The sequence below is a fragment of the Pseudomonas sp. GD04015 genome (genome assembly GCF_029837675.1).
GTDB lineage: Bacteria > Pseudomonadota > Gammaproteobacteria > Pseudomonadales > Pseudomonadaceae > Aquipseudomonas > Aquipseudomonas paralcaligenes.
On record NZ_JAOEEE010000048.1, the window covers coordinates 1 to 15,281 of the forward strand.

General features: G+C 65.9%; 20 protein-coding genes. 9 read left to right on the forward strand and 11 right to left on the reverse strand.

Going from position 1 to position 15,281, the window contains the following annotated elements; genetic code table 11:
* The coding region (yjgA, locus tag N7640_RS23800; RefSeq protein WP_279906253.1) for a ribosome biogenesis factor YjgA at positions 1–504 on the reverse strand (504 nt) is incomplete at its 3' end.
* 89 nt (positions 505–593) lie between these two features.
* Between yjgA and pmbA the strand changes: the two genes are divergently transcribed.
* The 6 genes from pmbA to N7640_RS23830 all read left to right on the forward strand — a co-directional run bounded on the left by pmbA (position 594) and on the right by N7640_RS23830 (position 5,884).
* Positions 594–1,940 (forward strand): metalloprotease PmbA, encoded by a 1,347-nt coding sequence (gene pmbA / locus N7640_RS23805; protein WP_279904683.1) that lies wholly within the window; start codon positions 594–596, stop codon positions 1,938–1,940.
* A gap of 146 nt (positions 1,941–2,086) precedes the next feature.
* A complete protein-coding gene (locus N7640_RS23810; protein WP_279904684.1) occupies positions 2,087–2,479 on the forward strand; it encodes a FagA protein in 393 nt (130 codons plus the stop codon).
* Complete coding sequence (gene fumC / locus N7640_RS23815) at positions 2,472–3,860, forward strand: class II fumarate hydratase FumC (protein WP_279904685.1); 1,389 nt, start codon at positions 2,472–2,474, stop codon at positions 3,858–3,860. The genes N7640_RS23810 and fumC overlap by 8 nt, the downstream gene beginning before the upstream one ends.
* 37 nt (positions 3,861–3,897) lie before the next feature.
* Positions 3,898–4,347 (forward strand): tetratricopeptide repeat protein, encoded by a 450-nt coding sequence (locus N7640_RS23820; RefSeq protein WP_220813883.1) that lies wholly within the window; start codon positions 3,898–3,900, stop codon positions 4,345–4,347.
* Positions 4,348–4,359: 12 nt separating this feature from the next.
* Positions 4,360–4,977, forward strand: coding sequence for a superoxide dismutase (locus N7640_RS23825; protein WP_220813884.1), 618 nt, complete (start codon positions 4,360–4,362; stop codon positions 4,975–4,977).
* 16 nt (positions 4,978–4,993) lie between these two features.
* Positions 4,994–5,884 (forward strand): ZIP family metal transporter, encoded by an 891-nt coding sequence (locus N7640_RS23830; RefSeq protein ID WP_220813885.1) that lies wholly within the window; start codon positions 4,994–4,996, stop codon positions 5,882–5,884.
* A gap of 9 nt (positions 5,885–5,893) precedes the next feature.
* Here N7640_RS23830 and N7640_RS23835 read toward each other — a convergent pair whose 3' ends face one another.
* The 10 genes from N7640_RS23835 to N7640_RS23880 form a co-directional block, all read right to left on the reverse strand.
* Positions 5,894–6,166, reverse strand: coding sequence for an HPr family phosphocarrier protein (locus tag N7640_RS23835; protein WP_279904686.1), 273 nt, complete (start codon positions 6,164–6,166; stop codon positions 5,894–5,896).
* Between the two features lie 8 nt (positions 6,167–6,174).
* Positions 6,175–7,032 carry an RNase adapter RapZ gene (rapZ, locus tag N7640_RS23840; RefSeq protein ID WP_220813887.1) on the reverse strand — a complete coding sequence of 286 codons (858 nt, stop codon included), beginning with the start codon at positions 7,030–7,032 and terminating at the stop codon, positions 6,175–6,177.
* Positions 7,033–7,045: 13 nt separating this feature from the next.
* The gene (ptsN, locus tag N7640_RS23845) at positions 7,046–7,510 is read right to left on the reverse strand and encodes a PTS IIA-like nitrogen regulatory protein PtsN (protein WP_220813888.1); all 465 of its coding nucleotides are present in this window, start codon (positions 7,508–7,510) and stop codon (positions 7,046–7,048) included.
* A gap of 13 nt (positions 7,511–7,523) precedes the next feature.
* Positions 7,524–7,832, reverse strand: coding sequence for a ribosome-associated translation inhibitor RaiA (gene raiA / locus N7640_RS23850; RefSeq protein WP_220813889.1), 309 nt, complete (start codon positions 7,830–7,832; stop codon positions 7,524–7,526).
* Positions 7,833–7,988: 156 nt separating this feature from the next.
* A complete protein-coding gene (locus N7640_RS23855) occupies positions 7,989–9,491 on the reverse strand; it encodes an RNA polymerase factor sigma-54 (RefSeq protein WP_220813890.1) in 1,503 nt (500 codons plus the stop codon).
* A 142-nt stretch (positions 9,492–9,633) separates the two neighbouring features.
* A complete protein-coding gene (lptB, locus tag N7640_RS23860; RefSeq protein WP_220813891.1) occupies positions 9,634–10,359 on the reverse strand; it encodes an LPS export ABC transporter ATP-binding protein in 726 nt (241 codons plus the stop codon).
* A complete protein-coding gene (lptA, locus tag N7640_RS23865) occupies positions 10,359–10,904 on the reverse strand; it encodes a lipopolysaccharide transport periplasmic protein LptA (RefSeq protein ID WP_220813892.1) in 546 nt (181 codons plus the stop codon). Before lptA ends, lptB begins: the two co-directional genes overlap by 1 nt.
* A complete protein-coding gene (gene lptC / locus N7640_RS23870) occupies positions 10,891–11,460 on the reverse strand; it encodes an LPS export ABC transporter periplasmic protein LptC (protein WP_279904687.1) in 570 nt (189 codons plus the stop codon). The genes lptA and lptC overlap by 14 nt, the downstream gene beginning before the upstream one ends.
* 8 nt (positions 11,461–11,468) lie before the next feature.
* On the reverse strand, positions 11,469–11,993 hold the full coding sequence (locus N7640_RS23875; RefSeq protein ID WP_279904689.1) for an HAD family hydrolase: 525 nt from the start codon (positions 11,991–11,993) through the stop codon (positions 11,469–11,471).
* A complete protein-coding gene (locus tag N7640_RS23880) occupies positions 11,993–12,967 on the reverse strand; it encodes a KpsF/GutQ family sugar-phosphate isomerase (protein ID WP_220813895.1) in 975 nt (324 codons plus the stop codon). Before N7640_RS23880 ends, N7640_RS23875 begins: the two co-directional genes overlap by 1 nt.
* A gap of 239 nt (positions 12,968–13,206) precedes the next feature.
* Here N7640_RS23880 and N7640_RS23885 point away from each other — a divergent pair, with 239 nt between their 5' ends.
* From N7640_RS23885 to mlaD, 3 genes are read left to right on the forward strand one after another with little or no spacing between them, the layout of a single operon-like run.
* Entirely contained in the window at positions 13,207–14,016 is an 810-nt protein-coding gene (locus N7640_RS23885; RefSeq protein ID WP_220813896.1) for an ABC transporter ATP-binding protein, read from the forward strand.
* Positions 14,016–14,813, forward strand: coding sequence for a lipid asymmetry maintenance ABC transporter permease subunit MlaE (gene mlaE / locus N7640_RS23890; RefSeq protein WP_220813897.1), 798 nt, complete (start codon positions 14,016–14,018; stop codon positions 14,811–14,813). Before N7640_RS23885 ends, mlaE begins: the two co-directional genes overlap by 1 nt.
* Positions 14,813–15,280, forward strand: a complete 468-nt coding sequence (gene mlaD, locus N7640_RS23895; protein ID WP_220813898.1) for an outer membrane lipid asymmetry maintenance protein MlaD — start codon at positions 14,813–14,815, stop codon at positions 15,278–15,280. The genes mlaE and mlaD overlap by 1 nt, the downstream gene beginning before the upstream one ends.
* Position 15,281 lies beyond the last annotated feature (1 nt).

The window sequence follows — 15,281 nt, forward strand, 5'->3', positions numbered from 1 at the left end:
GACCTCGTCCAGGTCGCGGATGTACTTGAAAATCTTGCGCGCGGCGCTCGGCGGCTTGTTCCGCGTCGCCTCGTGCTGGGCATGACGGATCAGGCTGCGCAGGTGCTGGCGGTCGGCTTCCGGGTAGTCGGCGACGAAGCTCTCCAGGGTGGCGTCGTCGCCCGCGATCAGGCGGTCGCGCCAGCGCTCGAGAGCGTGGAAGCGCTCGTTGTATTCGCGGGTGGAGCTGTCGACTTGGTCGATCAGGGCGAGGATGCCCTCGATGTCCTGGTCGCGCATGAGCTTGCCGATGAACTGGACGTGGCGTTTCTTGGCGGCATTGGCCGTGTGTTTCGGGGCCTCGGCCAAAGCCTTGCGCAGGCCGTCGGTGAGCGGCAGCCTGGCGATCAGATCGGGCTTGAGGGTGGTCAGGCGGGCGCCGAGGTCTTGCAGGGCATGCAGCTCGCGCTTGATCTGGGTCTTGCTCTTCTCGCCGGAGAAGTCTTCGTCGTAGGAATCAGCCATGGGGGCGGTCCGAATGGAAACGTCGCCATGATAACGAGTCAGGGGTTGCCTGTCCCTCGCGGGCGGCGGCTCCAGCAGTGGAGTGCAACATGAGTTCAGCACAAGCAGTGGGCCCGCAGGCCCTGCCGGACCTGCAGGCGCAGGTCGAGCGGATCATCGCCGAGGCGCGCCGCCAGGGCGCCAGCGCCTGCGAGGTGGCGGTGTCGATGGAGCAGGGGCTGTCCACCACGGTGCGCCAGGGCGAGGTCGAGACGGTCGAGTTCAATCGCGATCAGGGCTTCGGCATCACCCTCTACGTCGGCCAGCGCAAGGGCTCGGCCAGCACCTCGGCGAGCGGCGAGGCGGCCGTCCAGGAGACGGTGGCGGCGGCCCTGGCCATCGCCAAACACGCCTCCGAGGACGCGTCCGCCGGCCTCGCCGATGCCGCGCTGATGGCCCGCGAGCTGCCCGAACTCGACCTCTACCATCCCTGGGCGATCACCCCGGAACAGGCGGTGGAACTGGCCCTGGCCTGCGAGTCGGCCGCCTTCGCCACCGACCCGCGCATCGGCAATGCCGACGGCACCAGCCTCAGCACCCACCAGGGCTGCCGGGTCTACGGCAACAGCCACGGCTTCGTCGGCGGCTACGCCAGCACCCGTCACAGCCTGAGCTGCGTGATGATCGCCGAGGGCGAAGGGCAGATGCAGCGCGACTACTGGTATGACGTCAACCGCCAGGGCGAGCTGTTGGCCGACCCGGCGAAGATCGGTCGCCTGGCCGCCGAACGCAGCGTGGCGCGCCTCGGCGCCCGGCCGGTGCCGACCTGCGAGGTGCCGGTGCTGTTCGCCCCCGAGCTGGCCACCGGCCTGTTCGGCCACTTCCTGGCCGCCATCTCCGGCGGCAACCTGTACCGCCATTCCTCGTTCCTCGAAGGCGCGCTGGGCCAGCGTCTGTTCCCCGAGTGGCTGAGTATCGACGAGCGCCCGCACATCCCCCGCGCCATGGGCAGCGCCGCCTTCGACGGCGACGGCCTGGCCACCTACGCCAAGCCCTTCGTGGCCGGCGGCGAGCTGGTCTCCTACATCCTCGGCACCTATTCCGGGCGCAAGCTGGGCCTGCCCAGCACGGCCAACGCCGGCGGTGTACACAACCTGTTCGTCAGCCACGGCGACGAGGACCAGCAGGCGCTGCTGCGCCGTATGGGCCGCGGCCTGCTGGTCACCGAACTGATGGGGCAGGGCCTCAACCTAGTCACCGGCGACTACTCGCGCGGCGCCGCCGGATACTGGGTGGAGAACGGCGAAATCCAGTTCCCGGTGCAGGAAGTCACCATCGCCGGCAACCTGAAGGACATGTTCCGCCAGATCGTCGCCGTGGGCAGCGACCTCGAACTGCGCGGCAACATCCGCACCGGCTCGGTGCTGATCGAGCGGATGACCGTCGCCGGTAGCTGACCGCGATTCCGCCCACAAAACCCGGCGTGCCGCCACGGACGCCGGGTTTTTTCATGCCCGTATCCGGCAAGTCCACACAAACTGTGGTATTGATTATTCTTACTATTCAAGAATAAATATCATTATCGAGTCAGAGTGGACGCTTCATGTCCTTCCTTTTCTTTACCCCCTGCCTGGACTGCTGGCACTGGCAAGGCTTCCGCATCCGCTGCGCGCTGCTGCCGGACGAGCCGCGCCTGCTCGACCAGTACGAATTCCACGGCTGCCAGCTGGTGGCCAGCGGGCGCCTCGACGCCTGGCGCATGTCGGTGCTGGTGTTCGAGTTGCTGCTCGACACCGCCTGCGATCCGGCACTGCCCTGGCACTGGCGCAGCCTCTGCCTGGACCGCGCCTGGCGTCCCCTGCACAGCCTGGAAAAGCTCGCCTGCAATCTGGAGCGGCAGCGCAGCCTGATCCGTCTGCGCAACCGGCTGGCCACCCTGTGCCTGCCGCCCTCCCTCACATTCAACGAACCGGTAGAAGGTAATTCTCATGAGTGATAACCGCAGTGGCACCCGTATCGAACGCGACAGCATGGGTGAACTGGACGTCCCGGCCGAGGCGCTCTACGGCGCGCAGACCCAGCGCGCGGTGAACAACTTCCCGGTTTCCGGCCAGCGCATGCCGGCACCCTTCATCCGCGCGCTGATCCTGGCCAAGGCCGCCGCGGCGCGGGCCAACGTGGAGCTGGAGCAACTCAGCCCGGCGCTGGGCGACGCCATCGTCGCGGCCTGCCAGCAACTGCTGGATGGCGACTTCATGGAGCACTTCCCGGTCGATGTATTCCAGACCGGCTCCGGCACCAGCTCGAACATGAACGCCAACGAGGTGATCGCCACCCTGGCCAGCCGCATCCTCGGCGATAACGTCAGTGCCAACGACCACGTCAACTGCGGCCAGAGCAGCAACGACATCATCCCCACCACCATCCACGTCAGCGCCGCCATCGAGCTGCACGAAAGCCTGCTGCCGGCCCTGGGGCACCTGCTCACCGTACTCTGCGACAAGTCGCTGGAAGTGCAGCCCTTCGTCAAGACCGGCCGCACCCACCTGATGGACGCCATGCCGGTGCGCATGAGCCAGGTGTTGGACGGCTGGGGCCAGCAGATCCAGGCCAACATCCAGCACCTGCGCGCCCTGCAGCCGAGCCTGCAGGCGCTGGCCCAGGGCGGCACCGCGGTGGGCACCGGCGTCAACGCCCACCCGCGTTTCGCCGAGCACTTCTGCCGGGAGCTGAGCGCGCTGAGCGGCGTGACCTTCACCCCGGGCACTAACTTCTTCGCCCTGATCGGCTCCCAGGACACCGCCGTGGCCGTCTCCGGCCAGCTCAAGACAGTGGCGGTATCGCTGATGAAGATCGCCAACGACCTGCGCTGGATGAACTCCGGCCCGCTCGCCGGCCTCGCCGAAATCGAGCTGGAGGCGCTGCAGCCGGGCTCCTCGATCATGCCCGGCAAGGTCAACCCGGTGATCCCGGAGGCCACCGCCATGGTCGCCGCCCAGGTGATCGGCAACGACGCGGCCATCGCCATCGCCGGCCAGTCCGGCAACTTCGAGCTGAACGTGATGCTGCCGCTGGTGGCGGACAACCTGCTGCACAGCATCCAGCTGCTCGGCAACGTCAGCCGCCTGCTGGCGGACCGCGCCATCGCCAGCTTCAAGGTCAACCAGCCGAAGCTGAAGGAAGCGCTGGACCGCAACCCGATCCTGGTAACCGCGCTCAACCCGATCATCGGCTACCTGAAGGCCGCCGAGATCGCCAAGCAGGCCTACCGCGAAGGCCGGCCAATCATCGAGGTCGCGCTGGAGAACACCGACCTGTCGCGGCAGCAGCTCGAACAACTGCTCAATCCGGAAAAGCTCACCGAAGGCGGCCTCTGAGGTCGCCACCATCCGCCGTGTGCGAGGAGGTCAGGCAATGGAGCACTGGAAGATAACCATCGAGGCGGGCAATCGCTGCTACGCCGAGGGCGACTGGGTGCAGGCGCGCGAACTCTACCTGCAGGCGCTGGCCGAGGCCCAGGTGTTGTTCGGCCGCTGGGCCGACCACGACATGGCGGTCGCCGCCTTCGTCATCTCCCACCACAACCTGGCCGACCTGCACCTGATGCTCGGCCAGCCCGAGGAGGCCGCCGAGAACCTCTGCGCCAGCCACGAACGCCTGCTGCAGACCCTCGCCGACGACTCGCTGGCCGAGGGCCTGCGCACCGCCGCGATGCACCACAGCCGGCGCACCTATCTGGAGCTGCTGCAGTTCATCGCCGAACACGGCGCCTTTCCCCGCACCGACCGCCTGCTCGGCGCGCCGCAACGCCACGCCTGGCGGCAGCGTGCCGGGGCTTCCGCCCCCGGTCGACACTATCACTGAAGGAGACACTCCATGCCCCACAGCCTGCCGGCGCTGCCCTACGCCTACGATGCCCTGGAACCGCACATCGATGCCCAGACCATGGAAATCCACCACAGCAAGCATCACCAGACCTACATCAACAACCTGAACGCGGCGCTCGAAGGGTCGTCCTATGTCGAGTGGCCGGTGGAACAACTGCTGTCGCGCCTGGCCGAACTGCCCCAGGCGCTGCACGGCGCGGTGATCAACCAGGGCGGCGGGCACGCCAACCACACGCTGTTCTGGACGGTGATGTCGCCGTCCGGCGGTGGCGAGCCGAGCGGCGAGCTGGCGGCCGCCATCGACGAGCAGATCGGTGGCTTCGCCGCGTTCAAGGAGGCTTTCACCAAGGCCGCGCTGACCCGTTTCGGCAGCGGCTGGGCCTGGCTCAGCGTGACGCCGGACAAGCGCCTGGTGGTGGAGAGCAGCGCCAACCAGGACAGCCCGCTGATGAACGGCAACACGCCGATCCTCGGGCTGGACGTGTGGGAGCACGCCTACTACCTGCGCTACCAGAACCGCCGGCCGGAGTACATCGGCGCCTTCTACAACGTGATCGACTGGGACGAGGTGGCGCGGCGCTACCGTGACGCCCTGTCGGCCGGCTGAACGGAGCTATAACGGCATGCTGCAGAGCTTTTCCTCGAGCGGAGGGCGAACCTTGCGCTATCTGATCGGCTTCTCCGTGGTGCTGCTCGGCTGCAGCCTGCTGCTGATGCAGGCCAGCACGGTCGCCGAACAGGCCATCGAGCCGCAGATCTGGCGAGCGTTGCAGGGCGGCCTTCTGTGCGCCCTGGGCACCGCGCTGGGGGCTCTGCCGGTGTTGTTCATGCGCAGCATCTCGACCCGCTTCGCCGATACCCTGCTGGGTTTCGGCGGCGGCGTGATGCTGGCCGCCACGGTGTTCTCGTTGCTGATCCCGGCGCTGGGCGCGGCCGAGGAACTCGGTTTCTCCAAATGGGGCGCCGGCTTCCTCGCCAGCCTGGGCCTGCTGATCGGTGCCGGCGCGCTGTTCGGGCTGGGCCGCTTCCTGCCGGAGGTGCAGATGCGTGCCGCCAACGGCGAGCTGCAGGTGCTGGCGCCGAACATCCTGCTGTTCGTCGTCGCCATCGTGCTGCACAACATTCCCGAGGGCATGGCGGTGGGCGTTTCCGCCGGCGCCGGCCTGGAGGGCGCCGACACGCTGGCCATGGGCATCGCCCTGCAGGACCTGCCCGAGGGGCTGATCATCGCCCTGGTGCTTGCCGGTGGCGGCATGGGGCGGGGCAAGGCGCTACTGATCGGCGCGGCTTCCGGGCTGGTCGAGCCGCTGTTCGCGGTGCTCTGCGCCTGGCTGGTGGGGGTGTCCGCGCTGCTCCTGCCCTGGGGGCTCTCGCTGGCCGCCGGTGCCATGCTGTTCGCGGTGGTCCACGAGATCATCCCCGAGTCGCACCGCAAGGGCTACGCCACCGAGGCCAGCCTGGGGCTGGCGGCGGGCTTCTGTCTGATGATGGTGCTGGATACCGCGCTCGGCTGAGCGCGGTGTCTATTCGCCTTCGCCGAACTTGTCGTTGACCAGGGCGACCAGCGCGTCCAGCGCTTCTTCGGCACGCTCGCCTTCGCTGGACAACTGCAGGCTGGTGCCCTTGCCGGCGGCCAGCATCATCACCGACATGATGCTCTTGCCGTCCACCTGGCTTTCCAGCGAGCGGCCGACGCGGATCTGACAGGGGAAGCCGCTGGCGACCCCGACGAACTTGGCGGCGGCCCTGGCGTGCAGGCCGAGCTTGTTGACGATGGTGATCTCGCGGGTGGGCATCGCAGTCCTTAGCCGAGGTCGCGGTGGCGGACCTGGACGTTCTTCAATACGGGTTTCAGGGCTTCGCCCAGGCGGTTGGCCAAGTACACCGAGCGATGGTGGCCGCCGGTGCAGCCGATGGCAATGGTCACGTAGGACCGGTTGCTGGCGGCGAAGCGTGGCAGCCACTTGTGCAGGTAGGCGTGGATGTCCTGGTACATCTCTTCCACGTCCGGCTGTGCCGCGAGGTACTCGGCCACCGGCGCCTCCAGGCCGGACATGTCGCGCAGGTCCGGTTTCCAGTAGGGGTTGGGCAGGCACCTGACGTCGAACACCAGGTCGGCATCGACCGGCATGCCGCGCTTGAAGCCGAACGATTCGACCAGGAACGCGGTACCCGGTTCCGGCTTGTTCAGCAGGCGCAGCTTGATGGTGTCGCGCAGCTGGTAGAGGTTCAGGTGGGTGGTGTCGATCTTCAGGTCGGCGAGGTCGATGATCGGCTGCAGCAGCTGGGTTTCGTCACGAATGGCTTCGGCCAGGGCGCGCTTCTCGTTGGTCAGCGGGTGGCGCCGGCGGGTCTCGGAGAAGCGCTTGAGCAGGGTTTCCTCGTCGGCGTCGAGATACAGAACGTCACACTGGATATGACGGCCACGCACCTCGTCGAGCAGCTCCGGGAAGCGCTTGAGCTGGCTGGGCAGGTTGCGTGCATCCACCGACACGGCGACCTGCGGGTGCAGCAGCTCGGTCTGCAGCAGGGAGCGCTCCGCCAGGTCCGGCAGGAGCCCGGCAGGCAGGTTGTCGATGCAGTAGAAACCGTTGTCTTCCAGTACGTCGAGGGCGGTGCTCTTGCCCGAGCCGGAACGCCCGCTGACGATGATCAGACGCATGCCGCCCCCCTGTTCAAAGGCCGTTCTGTACGTCGACCACGACCTGGTACAGATCCTCGTTGCTCTGCGCCTGGCGCAGGCGTTCGCGCACCTCGGCACGGTCCAGCATGCTGGCGATCTGGCGCAGCAGTTCGAGGTGCTCGTCGGTCGCCGCCTCCGGCACCAGCAGGACGAACAGCAGGTCCACCGGCGCGCCGTCGATGGCGTCGAAGTCCACGGCCGCTTCCAGGTGCAGCACGGCGCTGATCGGCGCATTGCAGCCGGCCAGGCGGCAGTGGGGAATGGCGATGCCGTTGCCGAAGCCGGTGGAGCCGAGCTTCTCGCGGGCGATCAGGTTTTCGAAGATATCCTGGGCGTCCAGATCGGGCAGATCACGGGCGACCAGATTGGCAATCTGTTCGAGTACACGCTTCTTGCTGCCTCCCGGCACGTTCACGGGGGAACGTGCGGGAGTCAGGATGGTTTCGAGTCGGATCATGGAGGGGGAGGTATCAGCGTGCGGTGGCGCCCTGCAGGCGGCCCAGCTGCTTTTCCTTGTGCTTGATCAGTTGGCGGTCGAGTTTGTCGGTCAGCAGGTCGATGGCGGCGTACATGTCTTCGTGCTCGGCGTTGGCGACCACCTCACCGCCGGCAATGTGCAGGGTCGCTTCGATCTTCTGCTTCAGCTTCTCGACCTCCATGATGACCTGCACATTGGTGATCTTGTCGAAATGGCGCTCCAGCCGGCCCAACTTCTCGCCGACATAGTCACGCAGGGCGTCTGTCACATCCAGTTGATGTCCACTGATGTTGACTTGCATAACGCATCTCCTTGTTGCCTTGTGTAAGAGACAGGCTATCGGGCCTGCCGCCGTAACACGCTGGCTGGGAGGGTGCTGCACTGCTGGCCGTGGTTTCCCCGTGGCAGGGTATCCGGCGCTCGATACGGTGTGCAGAAACCTTCCGCTCAGGGCCGCTTACATCAGTCGCTTGCGTTCGCTGGACGGCGCTATGCCGAGGGACTCGCGGTACTTGGCGACGGTGCGGCGGGCTACCTGAATGCCCTGTGCCTCCAGTAAACCAGCGATCTTGCTGTCACTCAACGGCTTTTTCGCGTTTTCCGCGGCCACCAGTTTCTTGATGATGGCGCGGATCGCGGTGGACGAGCATTCGCCGCCCTCGGAGGTGCTGACGTGGCTGGAGAAGAAGTACTTCAGCTCGTAGATGCCGCGCGGGGTGTGCATGAATTTCTGCGTGGTGACCCGCGAGATGGTCGACTCGTGCATGCCCACCGCCTCGGCGATGTCATGCAGCACCAGGGGCTTCATGGCCTCGTCGCCGTATTCGAGGAAGCCGCGCTGGTGCTCGACGATCTGCGTCGCCACCTTCATCAGCGTCTCGTTGCGGCTCTGCAGGCTCTTGATGAACCAGCGCGCTTCCTGCAACTGGTTGCGCATGAAGGTGTTGTCCGCGCTGGAGTCGGCGCGGCGGACGAAGCCGGCGTACTGCGGGTTGACCCGCAGGCGCGGCACGGCTTCCTGGTTCAGTTCGACCAGCCAGCGTTCGTTGTGCTTGCGCACGATCACGTCCGGCACCACGTACTCCGGCTCGCCGGCCTCGATCTGCGATCCGGGGCGCGGGTTGAGGCTCTGGATCAGCTCGATCACCTGGCGCAGCTCGTCTTCCTTGAGCTTCAGGCGGCGCATCAGCTGGCTGTAGTCGCGGCTGCCGAGCACGTCGAGGTGCTCGCCGGCCAGGCGTTGGGCCTCACTCAGCCAGGGTGTGCCGGCCGGCAGCTGGCGCAGTTGCAGCAACAGGCATTCGCGCAGGTCGCGGGCGCCGATGCCGGCCGGCTCGAAATGCTGGATGCGATGCAGGACGGCTTCGACCTCGTCGGCCTCGATCTCCAGTTCGGGATCGAAGGACTCGACGATCTCGTCGATGGATTCTTCCAGGTAACCCTGGTTGTTGATGCAGTCGATGATGGTGACGCCGATCAGCTTGTCGGTATCGGACATCGGCACCAGGTTGAGCTGCCACAGCAAGTGGCTCTGCAGGCTCTCGCCGGCAGACGTGCGCGTGGTGAAGTCCCACTCGTCGTCATCGTTGCTCGGCAGGCTGCTGGCGCTGGTCTGGTAGACGTCTTCCCAGGCGGTGTCGACGGGCAGCTCGCTGGGGATGCGGTCATGCCACTCGCCGTCCTCGGCGCTCTCGCTGTTGTTCACCGCAACGGTGCTGTCCTGGAAGCTGGAGCTGTCCTGTTGCGCCGGGCCGGCCTGCTCGGCGGCGTCGGCCATGGGGTCGGAGTTATCGAAGTCTTCGCCGTCTTCCTGGCGCTCCAGCATGGGGTTGGATTCCAGCGCTTCCTGGATTTCCTGCTGCAGGTCCAGGGTGGAAAGCTGGAGGAGGCGGATGGCCTGTTGCAGCTGCGGGGTCATCGTCAGCTGCTGGCCCATCTTGAGGACTAGCGACGGTTTCATGGTGTGGGGCTGGGTACCTTGTTCACTTGCCGGCGCGGGGCGCCATCCAACTGCGAGGCGGCGGGCCGCCCCAGGAAGCAAATTATATGCCTGACCTTGAATGATTCCAGCCGTTTGCGCAAGTCCCGCACGCGGGAGTGGCTCAGAGGCGGAATTCGTGGCCCAGGTAGACTTCCTTGACCAGTTGATTGGCGAGGATGGTCTCGGCGTCGCCTTCGGCGATCAACTGGCCGTCGTTGACAATGTAGGCGGTCTCGCAGATATCCAGGGTCTCGCGCACGTTGTGATCGGTGATCAGCACGCCGATGCCCTTGGCCTTCAGGTGATGGATGATCTGCTTGATATCGCCCACCGAGATCGGGTCCACGCCGGCGAAGGGTTCGTCGAGCAGGATGAACTTCGGCTCGGTGGCCAGGGCGCGGGCGATCTCCACGCGGCGACGCTCGCCGCCGGACAGGCTCATGCCGAGGCTGTCGCGGATGTGGTTGATGTGGAATTCCTGCAGCAGGGCTTCCAGGGCGCTCTGGCGGCCGGCGCGGTCGAGATCCTTGCGGGTCTCGAGGATGGCCATGATGTTGTCGGCCACGCTCAGCTTGCGGAAGATCGAGGCTTCCTGCGGCAGGTAGCCGATGCCGGAGCGCGCGCGGCCGTGCATGGGCTGGTGACTGATGTCGTCGCTGTCGATCAGCACGCGGCCCTGATCGGCCTGGACAAGGCCGACGATCATGTAGAAGCAGGTGGTCTTGCCGGCGCCGTTGGGGCCGAGCAGGCCGACGATCTGGCCGCTGTCGATGGACAGGCTGACGTCGCGGACCACCTGGCGGCCCTTGTAGCTCTTGGCCAGGTGCTGGGCTTTGAGGGTCGCCATTACTGCGCCTGCTCCGGCTGGCCGTTCTTCTTGCGCGGCTGCAGGATCATGTCGATGCGCGGGCGCGGCACCGATACGCTGCTGCCCGTGGCGCGGCCGGCGTTGACGATCTGGCGCTGGGTGTCGTAGACGATCTTCTCGCCTTCGAAGGTGTTGCCCTGCTGGATCACCTTGGCCTGGTCGATCAGCACGATGCGCTCGTTGCTCGCGAAGTACTGGATGGTCTTGCCGTAGGCCTTGACGATGTCCTTGTCCACGGACGGCTTCTGCTCGTAGTAGGCCGGGTGGCCCACCGAGGTGAAGACTTCGATCTCGCCGTTGGCGTCCTGGGTGATGGTCACGGTGTCGCCGGTAATCTTCAGGGTGCCCTGGGTGATCACCACGCCGCCGCGGTAGACGGCCACACCTTGCTTGTCATCCAGTTCCGCGCTGTCCGCCTGGACCCGGATCGGCTGATCACGGTCGCTGGGCAGGGCCCAGGCGGCAGCGCTTCCCAGCGCGGCGCCCAGGCTGAGCAATAGGGGGAAGGTTTTAACGAACCTCATGCTGGCCTCTTACGTTGGACAGCAAGTCGATCTTGCCGTCGTTCATGTACGCTTTCATTCCCTGTGCCGTGGTCACCCCGTTGGCGGCCTCGATTCTAACGGCTTGCTGGGTCTGCGCATATTCTTCGTCGGGAAACACGGTGACCCGGCTGCTGGTGATCACGGTTGGGCGATTCTTGGCGTCAGTGCGGGCGATGCGCACGTTGTCGATCAGTTCGACCTGCTTGCCCTCCGGGGCGACCTCGCCCTTGTCGCTGCGCACGTGCCAGGGGTACTGGGTGCCGCGGTAGAGCTGCAGATCAGGCTTGTCGAGCAGGGTCACGTCGGTGGCCTTGATGTGCTCGACCTTGGCGGCAGTCATCTCGTAGCGCAGCTTGCCGTCTTCCTGGAACTGCCGGGTAGTGGCTCCGACCACGTAGAAGTCGATGGCGTTCTCGGCTTCGGCGGCGGCCTTCTTCTCCATGAAACTCTCGGGGCGGACGTTCCAGTAGCCCAGGGCGCCGACCAGAACGATCGCCACCAGGGCCGTGAGGTAGTTGCGCAGCTTGCCGTTCATGAGCGGTCCTAGAGGTAGGCGGCCTGGGCGGCTTCGAGCGTGCCCTGGCCGCGCATGATCAGTTCGCAGAACTCGCGGGCCGCGCCTTCGCCGCCCCGCGCGGCGGTCACGCCGTGGGCATGCTGGCGGACGAAAGCGTCGGCGCTGGCCACGGCCATGCCGAGGCCGACGCGGCGGATCACCGGCAGGTCGGGCAGGTCGTCGCCCAGGTAGGCGACCTGTTCGTAGCTCAGGCCCAGTACGCCGAGCAGTTCATCCAGTACCACCAGCTTGTCCTCGCGTCCCTGGTACAGGTGCTGGATGCCGAGGTTCTGCGCACGGCGCTCGACCACCGGGGTCTTGCGTCCGCTGATGATCGCGGTGCGCACGCCGGAGTTGATCAGCATCTTGATGCCGTGGCCGTCGAGGGTGTTGAAGGTCTTGAATTCGCTGCCGTCGGTGAGGAAGTAGAGACGACCGTCGGTGAGCACGCCATCGACGTCGAAGATGGCGAGGCGGATGGCCTTGGTGCGCTGCAGGAGATCGGCGGTCATCACAGTACTCCGGCGCGCAGCAGGTCGTGCATGTTGAGGGCGCCGACGGGGCGGTCCTCGTCGTCCACCACCACCAGCGAGTTGATCTTGTGGTCTTCCATGATTCTCAGGGCCTCGGCGGCGAGCATCTCGGCGCGGGCGATCTTCCCGTGGACGGTCATCACCTGGTCGATGCTCGCCTGGCGCACGTCGATGCCCTTGTCCAGGGTGCGGCGCAGGTCGCCGTCGGTGAAGATGCCGGCCAGCTTGCCGTCGGTCTCGACGATCACGGTCATGCCCAGGCCCTTGCGGGTCATTTCCAGCAGCGCCTCGCGCAGCGACGTACCGCGCGGCACCAGCGGCAGGCGCTCGCCGGCGTGCATCACGTTCTCCACCTTGAGCAGCAGGCGACGACCGAGGGCGCCGCCCGGATGGGAGAAGGCGAAGTCCTCGGCGGTAAAGCCGCGGGCCTCCAGCAGGGCGATGGCGAGGGCGTCGCCGAGTACCAGGGACACGGTGGTGGAGGAGGTCGGTGCCAGGTTCAGCGGGCAGGCTTCCTGGGGGACTCGGGCGTCGAGATTGACCTCGGCGGCCTTGGCCAGCGGCGATTCGGGATTGCCGGTCATGCTGATGAGCTGGATGCCCAGGCGCTTGATCAGCGGCAGCAGGGTGACGATCTCGGCGGTGGAGCCGGAGTTGGACAGGGCCAGGACCACGTCGTCGCGGGTGATCATGCCCATGTCGCCGTGGCTGGCCTCGGCGGGATGGACGAAGAAGGAGGGGGTGCCGGTGCTCGCCAGGGTGGCGGCGATCTTGTTGCCGATGTGGCCGGACTTGCCCATGCCGACCACGACCACCCGACCCTTGCAGGCCAGGAGCATTTCACAGGCGCGAACGAAGTCTGCATCGATGCGGCTGAGCAGGCTCTCCACGGCCTCGGCCTCGAGGCGGATGGTGCGCTGTGCGGACTGGATCAGATCGCTGGTCTGGTTCATGCGTTGTGATACTGGGCCTAAAAGGCGAGGAGTATAACGGTAAAGGCGATCGGGCTCACGTGGAGCGCTCCGCACTGAGCGTATGTTGTGACCAATTGTTATGAAAAAGTTGCAGTGCCTTGGGCTGCAATCATGCCGATGCTATATTCCGCGCCCTGTTCGGCCTGACCACGGCGCGAGGTGTCCCTGCCGTGGAAACCTGCGTCTGTCCATGGAGGGCCGCATCTCAAGGAGTTTGGATGAGCGCCGAGAATGCCTATGCCGTCGAGTTGAAGGGACTGACCTTCAAACGCGGCGCGCGCAACATCTTTGACAACGTCGATATCCGCATTCCCCGTGGCAAGGTCACCGGCATCATGGGGCCGTCCGGTTGCGGCAAGACCACCCTGCTGCGCCTGATCGCCGCTCAGCTCAAGCCCGCCAGCGGCGAAGTCTGGGTCAACGGGCAGAACCTGCCCGAACTCTCCCGCCCCGATCTGTTCGACATGCGCAAGCAGTTCGGCGTGCTGTTCCAGAGTGGTGCGCTGTTCACCGATCTCGACGTGTTCGAGAACGTCGCCTTCCCACTGCGCGTGCATACCCAGCTGTCCGACGAGATGATCCGCGACATCGTGCTGATGAAGCTGCAGGCCGTTGGCCTGCGCGGTGCGGTCGACCTCATGCCGGACGAGCTGTCCGGCGGCATGAAGCGCCGTGTGGCGCTGGCCCGGGCGATCGCGCTGGACCCGCAGATACTGATGTACGACGAGCCGTTCGTCGGTCAGGACCCCATCGCCATGGGCGTGCTGGTGCGCCTGATCCGCCTGCTCAACGACGCCCTCGGCATCACCAGCATCGTGGTGTCCCACGACCTGGCCGAGACCGCCAGCATCGCCGACTACATCTATGTGGTGGGCGATGCCCAGGTACTGGGGCAGGGCACGCCGGCGGAGCTGCGGAACTCGGATAACCCGCGTATCCAGCAGTTCATGAAGGGCATTCCCGATGGCCCGGTGCCGTTCCATTACCCGGCGCCGAATTATCTCGACGATCTGCTGGGGGCGCGCTGATGCGCAGGAAGTCTCTTCTCGAACGCATCGCGCTGCTCGGTCGCGCCGGTATCGACGTGGTCCAGGCCATGGGGCGCTCGACCCTGTTCCTGTTCGCCTCGCTGCTCGGTCGCGGCGGTCTGCGCAACGGCGGCCAGCTGCTGATTCGCCAGCTCTACTCGGTGGGCGTGCTGTCGCTGCCGATCATCGTGGTGGCCGGCCTGTTCATCGGCATGGTGCTGGCGCTGCAAGGCTACAACATCCTGACCAGCTATGGTTCCGAGCAGGCCGTGGGGCAGATGGTCGCCCTGACCCTGCTGCGCGAACTCGGCCCGGTGGTCACCGGCCTGCTGTTCGCCGGCCGTGCCGGTTCGGCGCTGACCGCCGAGATCGGCAACATGAAGTCCACCGAGCAGCTGTCCAGCCTGGAAATGATCGGCGTCGATCCGCTCAAGTACATCATCGCCCCGCGTCTGTGGGCCGGCTTCATCTCCATGCCGCTGCTGGCCGCGATCTTCAGTGTCGTCGGCATCTGGGGCGGCGCCATGGTTGCCGTCGACTGGCTGGGCGTATACGAAGGCTCGTTCTGGTCGAACATGCAGAACAGCGTGGAATTCGTCGATGACGTGCTCAACGGTGTGATCAAGAGCGTGGTGTTCGCCTTCGTGGTGACCTGGATCGCCGTGTTCCAGGGCTACGACTGCGAGCCGACCTCGGAAGGCATCAGTCGTGCCACGACCAAGACCGTGGTCTATGCCTCTCTGGCCGTGCTCGGACTCGACTTTATTCTGACCGCCCTGATGTTTGGAGATTTCTGATGCAAAGCCGCTCCCTGGAAATCGGCGTAGGCCTGTTCCTGCTGGCCGGACTGCTGGCGCTGCTGCTGCTCGCCCTGCGCGTGAGCGGGCTGTCGGCCACCGGCTCCAGCGATACCTACAAGTTGTATGCGAACTTCGACAACATCGCCGGTCTTACAGTCAGGGCCAAGGTGACCATGGCCGGTGTGACCATCGGCAAGGTGACCGCCGTCGATCTGGACCGCGACAGCTACACCGGTCGCGTGACCATGGAGATCGAGCAGCGGGTCGACAACCTGCCCGTGGACTCCACGGCCTCGATCCTCACCGCCGGCCTGCTGGGCGAGAAATACATCGGCATCAGCGTCGGTGGCGAGGAAGACCTGCTCAAGGACGGCAGCACCATCCACGACACCCAGTCGTCGCTGGTACTGGAAGACCTGATCGGCAAGTTCCTGATGAACTCGGTGAATAAGGAAAGCAAATGAG

Coding starts and splice junctions, on each gene's coding strand:
- pmbA (WP_279904683.1), top strand. CDS start 594: ATGAGTTCAGCACAAGCAGTGGGCCCGCAGGCCCTGCCGGACCTGCAG.
- N7640_RS23810 (WP_279904684.1), top strand. CDS start 2,087: ATGTCCTTCCTTTTCTTTACCCCCTGCCTGGACTGCTGGCACTGGCAA.
- fumC (WP_279904685.1), top strand. CDS start 2,472: ATGAGTGATAACCGCAGTGGCACCCGTATCGAACGCGACAGCATGGGT.
- N7640_RS23820 (WP_220813883.1), top strand. CDS start 3,898: ATGGAGCACTGGAAGATAACCATCGAGGCGGGCAATCGCTGCTACGCC.
- N7640_RS23825 (WP_220813884.1), top strand. CDS start 4,360: ATGCCCCACAGCCTGCCGGCGCTGCCCTACGCCTACGATGCCCTGGAA.
- N7640_RS23830 (WP_220813885.1), top strand. CDS start 4,994: ATGCTGCAGAGCTTTTCCTCGAGCGGAGGGCGAACCTTGCGCTATCTG.
- N7640_RS23835 (WP_279904686.1), bottom strand. CDS start 6,166: ATGCCCACCCGCGAGATCACCATCGTCAACAAGCTCGGCCTGCACGCC.
- rapZ (WP_220813887.1), bottom strand. CDS start 7,032: ATGCGTCTGATCATCGTCAGCGGGCGTTCCGGCTCGGGCAAGAGCACC.
- ptsN (WP_220813888.1), bottom strand. CDS start 7,510: ATGATCCGACTCGAAACCATCCTGACTCCCGCACGTTCCCCCGTGAAC.
- raiA (WP_220813889.1), bottom strand. CDS start 7,832: ATGCAAGTCAACATCAGTGGACATCAACTGGATGTGACAGACGCCCTG.
- N7640_RS23855 (WP_220813890.1), bottom strand. CDS start 9,491: ATGAAACCGTCGCTAGTCCTCAAGATGGGCCAGCAGCTGACGATGACC.
- lptB (WP_220813891.1), bottom strand. CDS start 10,359: ATGGCGACCCTCAAAGCCCAGCACCTGGCCAAGAGCTACAAGGGCCGC.
- lptA (WP_220813892.1), bottom strand. CDS start 10,904: ATGAGGTTCGTTAAAACCTTCCCCCTATTGCTCAGCCTGGGCGCCGCG.
- lptC (WP_279904687.1), bottom strand. CDS start 11,460: ATGAACGGCAAGCTGCGCAACTACCTCACGGCCCTGGTGGCGATCGTT.
- N7640_RS23875 (WP_279904689.1), bottom strand. CDS start 11,993: ATGACCGCCGATCTCCTGCAGCGCACCAAGGCCATCCGCCTCGCCATC.
- N7640_RS23880 (WP_220813895.1), bottom strand. CDS start 12,967: ATGAACCAGACCAGCGATCTGATCCAGTCCGCACAGCGCACCATCCGC.
- N7640_RS23885 (WP_220813896.1), top strand. CDS start 13,207: ATGAGCGCCGAGAATGCCTATGCCGTCGAGTTGAAGGGACTGACCTTC.
- mlaE (WP_220813897.1), top strand. CDS start 14,016: ATGCGCAGGAAGTCTCTTCTCGAACGCATCGCGCTGCTCGGTCGCGCC.
- mlaD (WP_220813898.1), top strand. CDS start 14,813: ATGCAAAGCCGCTCCCTGGAAATCGGCGTAGGCCTGTTCCTGCTGGCC.